General features: G+C 34.3%; 11 protein-coding genes. 7 read left to right on the top strand and 4 right to left on the bottom strand.

Annotated elements, in window-relative coordinates; genetic code table 11:
* The 3 genes from AN964_RS24785 to AN964_RS24775 form a co-directional block, all read right to left on the bottom strand.
* Positions 1-260, bottom strand: a 260-nt coding sequence (locus tag AN964_RS24785) for a transposase (RefSeq protein ID WP_161809322.1), incomplete at its 3' end; no start/stop codon positions are given.
* A gap of 163 nt (positions 261-423) precedes the next feature.
* A complete protein-coding gene (locus AN964_RS24780; protein ID WP_055742445.1) occupies positions 424-810 on the bottom strand; it encodes an iron chaperone in 387 nt (128 codons plus the stop codon).
* Between the two features lie 77 nt (positions 811-887).
* The gene (locus AN964_RS24775; protein ID WP_055742444.1) at positions 888-1,382 is read right to left on the bottom strand and encodes a DinB family protein; all 495 of its coding nucleotides are present in this window, start codon (positions 1,380-1,382) and stop codon (positions 888-890) included.
* Between the two features lie 151 nt (positions 1,383-1,533).
* On the opposite strand from AN964_RS24775, the gene AN964_RS24770 reads away from it, so the two are divergent.
* Positions 1,534-2,199, top strand: a complete 666-nt coding sequence (locus tag AN964_RS24770) for a hypothetical protein (protein ID WP_055742443.1) — start codon at positions 1,534-1,536, stop codon at positions 2,197-2,199.
* Positions 2,200-2,785: 586 nt separating this feature from the next.
* On the opposite strand, the gene AN964_RS26580 is transcribed toward AN964_RS24770, so the two are convergent.
* Positions 2,786-2,947 carry a hypothetical protein gene (locus AN964_RS26580; RefSeq protein ID WP_161809321.1) on the bottom strand — a complete coding sequence of 54 codons (162 nt, stop codon included), beginning with the start codon at positions 2,945-2,947 and terminating at the stop codon, positions 2,786-2,788.
* Between the two features lie 748 nt (positions 2,948-3,695).
* Here AN964_RS26580 and csaA point away from each other — a divergent pair.
* The 6 genes from csaA to AN964_RS24740 all read left to right on the top strand — a co-directional run bounded on the left by csaA (position 3,696) and on the right by AN964_RS24740 (position 8,400).
* Positions 3,696-4,025, top strand: coding sequence for a chaperone CsaA (gene csaA / locus AN964_RS24765; protein WP_055742442.1), 330 nt, complete (start codon positions 3,696-3,698; stop codon positions 4,023-4,025).
* A 428-nt stretch (positions 4,026-4,453) separates the two neighbouring features.
* Positions 4,454-4,786 (top strand): hypothetical protein, encoded by a 333-nt coding sequence (locus tag AN964_RS24760; RefSeq protein ID WP_083489550.1) that lies wholly within the window; start codon positions 4,454-4,456, stop codon positions 4,784-4,786.
* 656 nt (positions 4,787-5,442) lie between these two features.
* The gene (locus tag AN964_RS24755; protein WP_055742441.1) at positions 5,443-6,228 is read left to right on the top strand and encodes a helix-turn-helix transcriptional regulator; all 786 of its coding nucleotides are present in this window, start codon (positions 5,443-5,445) and stop codon (positions 6,226-6,228) included.
* Between the two features lie 59 nt (positions 6,229-6,287).
* A complete protein-coding gene (locus AN964_RS24750) occupies positions 6,288-6,644 on the top strand; it encodes a VOC family protein (RefSeq protein WP_055742440.1) in 357 nt (118 codons plus the stop codon).
* A 2-nt stretch (positions 6,645-6,646) separates the two neighbouring features.
* Complete coding sequence (locus tag AN964_RS24745) at positions 6,647-7,111, top strand: SRPBCC family protein (protein WP_055742439.1); 465 nt, start codon at positions 6,647-6,649, stop codon at positions 7,109-7,111.
* Between the two features lie 86 nt (positions 7,112-7,197).
* Positions 7,198-8,400, top strand: a complete 1,203-nt coding sequence (locus AN964_RS24740; RefSeq protein WP_055742438.1) for an ATP-binding protein — start codon at positions 7,198-7,200, stop codon at positions 8,398-8,400.
* Positions 8,401-8,547 lie beyond the last annotated feature (147 nt).

The raw sequence follows: 8,547 nt of genomic DNA, 5'->3' as shown, positions 1-8,547 counted from the left end.
ATATTCGTTTTTAATTCTTCAATCGTTTGACGCATCGAACGAATGCCAAATGTATATTGAATAAAGGTAAGTTTAATCAAGATCACGGGATCAATACTTGGGCGTCCAACTGCGGAATATGTTTCTTCCACTAAATCATAAATGAAAGAGAAATCAATCGCTGCCTCCATTTTTCGGACTAAATGATTTTCGGGAACCAACTGGTCTAAAGCGATCATTTCTACTTGATCACGTTGAATGGAATTATGTTTTGAAAGCATCTTCATCACCCCAAGTATTATTTCTATTTATATTTTAAAACAAAAAAGACTGTAGGCAAGCTCGATCTTCATCGAGTTTGTCTACAGTCTGAAGCTCAGATTTAGATATCTGAGCTTTTTATTATTTTTTTTATTTACTAAGCCTAGTTACATTATTAAAAAGTTATTTCTTGTCCACTAATTTTTCTTGTGCTTTCTTCATATTCTCAGCAACCCTAAATTTAACTATCCTACTAATCAATTCATATGGAAGTGGCTTCGATAAAGGAAAATGAATCGAACCTTTTGTTCTCTTATATTCTGATAGTTCTTGTTTAAAAGCATTCATTCCACTTGAAGTTGGATAAAACCCTATATGATTTTTCCACACAGCAAAATGTACTAGGTTCCCGTAAAACGAAAAGGTTGGCATTTGGTAGCTTATCTTTTCATCGGCTTCAGGTGCAGCCTCTTTTATAACTAATCGTAATTTTTTTAGTGTCTTCTGAATCTCAAGAGGAAATTGTAAGATGTATTCATCAATTGTTTTAAATGTTTTTTTATCTTCCATATTTTCTCCTTGTCAAAAACAGATAAATTTTAGAGACTTATTTTAACCTATACCTTATTAAATAGTCCTTCCCCTTTTTAGTCAAACAGTCCCCTTCTGATTAGATTAGCTGTAATAGGTTTTCGTCCTAGTTCACGGGACCACACAGATAACTGACCAATATGATGTATTTCGTGAGCAATAACATGACGCATTGCTTCTCCATACTTGAAAATTTCTAATTCTCCATCTGAATTAGTTTCTGAAAAGAATAGATTCTCCATATCAGGTTCCCAAGCCAATACAAAAGCTTTTACTTCCTCATGATATGATTTTGATAGTTCTCTGACTTTCTCCAATGTAGCCCATGACTCAAATGGTTCACTACATTCCTGTTTTTTCGGTATTTTTCCTTTCATATCGCAAATCCAACTGTATTCCACATCCACAATGTGAAAAAGTGTTTTTAGGATTCCTCCAACTCCTCCAACTCCTCCAGTTCTTACCTTCAGCAATTCATCTTTTGGTACATCCTCACACCAAGAAAACCACTCATTACGAACTTGCCAGTTATATTGAAACATTGTTTTCATCAATTATCCCACCTTAATTTAGCTACTATTATAATTAATTCGGGATACAAGCAATGTATACCTCTTTTAAGAAACACGGGGATGTATATTGCTCCTGACCAAAAGGTAAATTAACTATGAGGTGTTTATTATTCGATGCAGAATAGTGTTTTTGCTTTTTCTTATCAGTGGAATAAGTAGTAATCAAGTTTTAATTAACGCAGAATCTAAAACGATTGTTGCAAAATCCGAAGAGGCAAAGGTTGTTTTATATGCTGTTAAAAGTGATGGAATGTACAGAAATTTTGAAATGAAGATAAATAAAGGGATGAGGTTCTTCCCCTTTTGGTTGAATGTTACGAATCCAACGTATGCACCGGAGATTTTATACAAAGACATAAACCGGGATGGCATTAAGGATTTAATTATTGTTTTAACAAGAGGTTATGGGACAGGTGCCCGAGATTCTGAGGTTCATGTGTTTCATAAAATTCGCACCAATATAGGTGAAGTTGATAAAGAAAATCTGGTAGACAATCCAACCGCCATTATTTTAAAAAACGTAAAAACAAGTCTTTCCAAGCATCAAGCCATAGTGAGAATCGGCAACCGGAAAACAATTATTAATATTGATTCATTGCATATTCCGCAAGAGCACTTATTCAGTGATATAGCATTGGGAAATATTAAGCACTATGATGTTATCAACGATCATTTGGTGGCGTCCGTTAGTGCACAAATTTCTCCTACTACGTTTATTGGCATGTTAGAAATTACATACGAATTTAAAGATAAGATGTATCAGGCAAAGAAAATAGAGTTTAAACGAGTGAAATAGTATAAGGGCTTCGAGAATTTATACTTTTTAAAATCAAAATGTGGAGAATGTGAATGCTACTGTACCAAGCTCATTTATGCAGGAAAAAGCTTTGAAACAAAAACAGCTTGCAACGGTACCAATAGAAGTATTTTGGAAGTAAGGCGCATAACTTGATAAAGCGGTCAACAGTTCCGTTATTTGTGACAAAATGGAGTATTTTCTTAGTTTTGCGGACAGAGAATCCCTTATTTACCGAAAAAACATGGTTTTCCTTGTGGTTTTTAGTAAATAACGGAACCAGTGTCCGCATAACTCTTAAATTAGGGTCATTTTATGTGAATAGCGGATTCTCTGTCCGCTAACTACAAACATGGGAATGAACCTACAGTTTCTAGAGTGCAGGTCTCTAATCCCACTTATACAAAAGTGATTACAAGTAAGGAAAAATATGAATTTACATTGACAAAAACTTCTGTCATTTTATATTTGAATTTTCTCAGGTCAGGGTATACTATAAATGTATAAACATAAAATAAACCAAGGAGTTGTAACTCCTTGGTCAAATCTGTAACTACTGTTGCAAAGACGGTATGTTCTGGTTGAATTATTGCTGAGAAGAACCACCTTTACGTTTTGGTCGACGCGGGTGGTTTTTCTTTGTCGTTTTTTTACGCTTGCCACTTACTAATCGCTTTGCAAAAGCAGTAGCAAGTGCAGCAAAGAATACATTTAATGTATTCTCTATTAACGACTTGAAAACATCCATAGGTACATCACCTCCTTAACCATAAAAGGAAGAGGGAACATACCGTCCCGCATCAAAGTAGTTACTAAAAGAAGTATAACATAATAGTATAATGCGATTTAGAATATTCTATTTTTTTGTGGTGTATCTTCAAAATCCTCTGTTTTGGATCTAGCTAATAACTGAAGTATACAAAAGTTGTACAATGAAGTAATTTCTCTTGTCCAAAATAAAATGATGAACGGCTTTCAAGCAATTCGAAAATTTTATCAGCTCATCCTGATCTAATAAATAACAAGTTTATAAGTATTACGTACCAAAATTAGAAAAGACACTTGATATTATCTACGAAATCCAACAAAAAATGAAAAAATCCTTATATTTACGGAGTTTAAGAAAATCCATTCGAAAAAGGTTTAATATTAATCCGCAAATTATTAATGGAATGACATCAAGAAGTATTCAAACAGTTAAATATCTGATGAAATGAAAAACTCATTCATACCAGAATGGGTTTTTTTTAATATATAGTGGAACTTTGTATGTATTGCCCGCAGGACGGTATGTTTACGTAATTTAATTACGTGAAGATCTATCCTTACATTTGCGATGATTCGGGTGGTTTATTCTTTGTCTTTTATTACGCTTGTTGTTTCCTATTTGCTGTGCAAAAGTAGTAGCAAGTGTAACTTGGACGTGTTTGTTTGATTTTCCCTCCCATGAGTAATATTGTAAAATCAGAAGAACTAATAAAATGGAGGTAATATTCATGGCAACAATCGAAGATTTTTTAAAGTTAGATATTCGTGTTGGTACCGTGATAAAGGCAGAACCATTTCCGGAAGCACGAAAACCTGCCATAAAATTAGAAATTGATTTTGGCGAAATTGGAATCAAACATTCTTCCGCACAAATAACAAAAAGATATGACCCACAACAACTTATTGGGAGACAAGTAGTAGCTGTAGTAAACTTTCCTACCAGGAGAATTGCGGGTTATAAATCTGAAGTATTGGTACTTGGCGGAGTTCCAGAAGAGGGGGATGTGGTACTATTAAAACCGGATGAGCAGGTTAAAAACGGTACTCCAATAGCTTGAAATACAAAAGCAAACCTTATTATTTCTAGTAAACGTAGCGGTTCTCTAAGAAGGATCGCTTTTTTTCATCATCATCTTTTTTAGCTATAATTACACTGCACAATTTCATAATCTAGGTGAATTTTGTCGAATATTTGGTATTGACATTCTATTTCATTTTATGTAAATATTTTACTGGATATATTTTTTTCTCCGAAAAATTAAACTACAAACTCTTCTTTGATTAGAAGTCATCAATAACCACATTATTACTTCTATGTTTTTATCTCTATTAATAAATTCCAACACCTTATAGTAAGTAAAGTACTTGGTAACCTAGAAAACAGTAAAGCTATATTCTGTCTTTTTGTTAAGCCATCTTATGGGTACATTTTTATATGTACTCATGAGGGTATATATATAAATTTATCCTAAGGAGGATTTTATTTATGGGACATGATATTTACGGGCAAAATAAAGCGGGTGAAGCAATTGCTTATATTCGTTTTACGATGAGGGATTCTTGTGCCTACACTTTTTACCATTTATTAGATGCAACGGATTGTTATGCAGGTGTTAGCGGATCAGGTGACAGCAAAACCCTTTCATTGCCGCAAATGGAAAAGGCATTGGAGGCAAAAAATGAATTATTTAATGAAGATTTTTCAAAACAGCCAAAGGATGATTTTTTAGTATGGCAACAGAAGGAAATCCAGAAATTTATTACTAGTTGCTTGGAAACAGCTCAAAAAGAAGGAAGTGTCAAAGTCTTGTTTTCTTAAATGTTTTAATAGCAGCTTAAGTGTATAGCGGATTACCCACATTTTCCTCTTCCTTGTTGCCACATCTTCCTTACCTTTTCAAAAATCCGGAGACTACAAGTTTTTCATTTTTTTTCAATGACCTAAGAGCAATATCAAGGGTATACTCCTGAAAGAATTCTTCGTCCCATTTTTATAGAGAAGTTGGAATTGGAGATGAAAAGACAATAAATTTTTGATTTGTAATTTACAAAATATTCTTTATTCTAATAGTTGATTATTTGCGGGAAGAACCGAACCACCCTTATGCTTGCGGCGAAAAGCGGGTGGTTTTTCTTTTCGGTTTTTTTACTTCTGCTGCTTAATATTCGCTGAGTAATAGCGGTAGCAAGCGCAGCAAAGAATACATTCACTGTATACTCTATTAACGACTTGAAATTATCTATAGGTATATCACCTCCTTACCCATAATAGGAAGGAGAACATACCGTCCCGCATCAAAGTAGTTACTACAGTCAGTATAGAATATGTCTTCTAAAAAAATAGTGTAAAGGAAGGAGCGCGCCGAGGCTCCATACGAGCAGCATAATGCTACATATAGTTGAAGGAATTCTCAATAGTTCAGAAGAATCTTATAAGAGCAGAGAAGTAAATTCTAATAAAAATAGGTGGCTGTAATGGAAAATAAGAATGATCAAATGAAGGCGGTAAAAATATCTATCGACTATATGAAAAAGAATATAGATACAGAGATTACTTCTGAAGAACTTGCTTACTTAGTCGGTTATAGCACCTATCATTATTCACGGATTTTTAAAGAAATTACAGGTGTTTCGCCACGGCATTATTTATCTGCCTTAAGAATGGAGGCAGGGAAGGAAATGCTGATAAGCTCCAAATCGCCTTCTATTTTAAAAATCCTTTTGTTAATTGGTTTTAGAAGTTTAGGAACATTTAGTTCGAAATTTAAGCAATTTGTAGGATTATCACCTAAGCAATTTCAATTAAGTACTAACGATTTACATGATTTTGTTAATGATTACAAGGACAAGGAATCCCCTTTACTGCTTGCATCTGCACCGCCGATATTATCTTGTCACCTTGAAGTGCCGGCAACTTTTAAAGGAATTATTTTTGTTGGCCTTTTTCCACGTGCGATTCCAGACCAGAAACCTATAATAGGCACAGCTTTTACCCAAAATCAAACAAGTTGTGTTTTTTCAGATATTCCGCTTGGAACTTATTATGTATTAGCGGCTGCATTAAAATGGAGTGTAAATCCGAAAGACTACTTTCTACTGAACAGGGCTTTGCGAGGCAAGTACGATAAGCCGATTGAAATAACCAAGTTTACTGATACAGAAATTACAATAAGCCTGAGAGAACCCTTACCAACCGATCCGCCGATTTTAGTGAACTTGCCCCAGCTTCTATATGAACAGGTAAAGAAGAAAGCAAACTAGAAGAAAGTTTCGGAATAATTAACTGGTAAACTATTCATAAAACCGAGGAGGGAAATAAAATGTTAAATAAAGTATGTGTTCTTACCGTAAAAGTGGAAAATTTGAAAAAAGCGATTGAGTTTTATACGGAGGTTCTGGATTTTAAAGTTTATAAACATTATGGGGAAAAAATCGCTACTTTAGTTCATGATGAAATTCCGATTGTGTTGGAGGAAGAGGGAACAAATAAATCCGGAGAAGGTCAAAATGTTTTACTTGGCATTCTTTCAGAGCATATTGAAAGTGATTTTAATCGATTAAAGTCAAAAGGGGTAAAAATTCTCTTCGATGAACCTAAACCGTGCCCACCTGGCCGCTATATTGTCATAGAAGATCCTTCGGGAAACCAAATTGAAATTTTGGAGTTTACGAATTAAATATGGTGGGAATAAAACACCAGGCATACATTAAGGTAGAAAAGGAGAAGGTATTTCAGACGTTAACCACCGCAGAGGGTTGGAATGCATGGTTCACCGATCGAACAATCATCAATATAAATATTGACGGGACAGGTGAAATCTGGCTTCGTTGGTCATATGGGGATGATCATCAAAGAGAAATCGTTGATGGTGGAAAAATAATAGAAACCATTCCTTGTGAGTCTTTTATTTTTCAATGGAAACCAGGTAAAAATACGACGACTGTAAAATTTCAATTACATCCCTTTAAAGAGGGGACGTTGCTAATCTTAGAAGAAGACGGCTATACAAATGATGATATAACCTCTTGTATTGGATGTTCGGTAGGATGGGGAGAAGCTATTACCTTATTAAAAGTTTTTTTAGAGCATGGGATTGTTTATAAAGGAGATTTATTACTAGGTTTTGAGGATGACCACGGGTAGTGCCTGACACCATGATGTGATACTATATGAGTAGGAATATTTATCCTGTATAGGAAAATGCTAAAAAGACTTTTTTAAGGTGCAACATGGAAGAATTTTATACTCATATAAATAAAAAATTATATTATATAACAGTTTGCATTGTAATAACTATTATGGCAATGGGATTATTAGAGGGTAACGCTATTATTGGCTGGTTGGAGTTTGGGTTTGTTTTACATAGTCTGTTAGTAGTGATTTTATCTGTATGTTTATTGCTATATCCTAAGCATGTAACTCATTTGTTCAGAGCCGTCATTATTATCTTAGCGTTTTGTTATTTTTATACCATCTTTTTTCTGTACCCTGGTATTGGGTCTAATTTTATTTTTCTTTGTTTTATTCCTGCAGTTGCTATTTTGTTTTTTGATTCAAAGCTATTTTATTTTTCCATTCCGCTTAACAGCATTCTAATGACATTTACGTTCGTTTATATTAATTATTTGGATGAAGAATCTGCTTATTACTATATTAAAGAAAATTTAATCGGCAATGTGATAAATTTTATCGGGAGTCAAGCACTGATCTGCTTTACTTTCTATTTAACGTACGGGCGAATGAAAAAACAGCAATTATATTATGAACAAATTAAGCAGTCAGAGCGATTAAAGACAACTGGCCAATTGGCCGCTGCATTGGCCCATGAGATAAGAAATCCTTTAACAGTGGTCAAAGGCTTTTTACAGTTATATGAAAAAGACACAGCATATAGCGCCGACGCAAAAAGACATTTCAGGCTAATGATAGATGAATTAAATATAGCAGAAGAGGTGCTTTCTCAGTTTCTATCAATCGCGAAACCGAATAGAAATGCAGTGACAGAAACCGTGAATGTTAGATCTGTTCTTCAAAGTGTAGTAGATCTGCTTCAATCCTATGGGTTTTTTCGAGATAATAAAATTGAACTTAAGGTAATGGAAGATTGCTTTATCGCTGTCAATAACATTGAGATTAAACAAATGCTCGTCAATATTATCAAAAATGCCATTGAGGCTTCTAAAATTGGCGATTCCGTTATTGTAACGGCAGAAAGGAAAAAGGATTTTGTTGAAATAAAAGTGACCGACTTCGGGGATGGAATGTCTGAAGAGGAAGTGAAATCTCTCGGTACTCCTTTTTATTCATTAAAGAGTAAAGGGACTGGCTTGGGGATGATGATTTGCTTTAATATAGCAGCTAAGTATAATGGGACTATTGACTTTCATAGTAAAAAAGGCGAAGGAACCACCGTTACGATACGATTTCCTTAATAAGGAATAGGCAAAGAGCAAAAGGCATCTTTGCTTTTTTGTTTCCCTTCATTTTTAAAGATGCCTTAATTCGGGTGTATAGCCGTATAAATGAACGATGTGTAAATAAGGAGAGGGTAATGTCCACGAGTATGCCTGACACCGAAA

It is taken from the genome of Heyndrickxia shackletonii (assembly GCF_001420715.1).
Classification (GTDB): domain Bacteria; phylum Bacillota; class Bacilli; order Bacillales; family Bacillaceae_C; genus Margalitia; species Margalitia shackletonii.
Note: the sequence above shows the minus strand (reverse complement) of the source record. Positions and strands in the feature narration are given on the sequence as shown.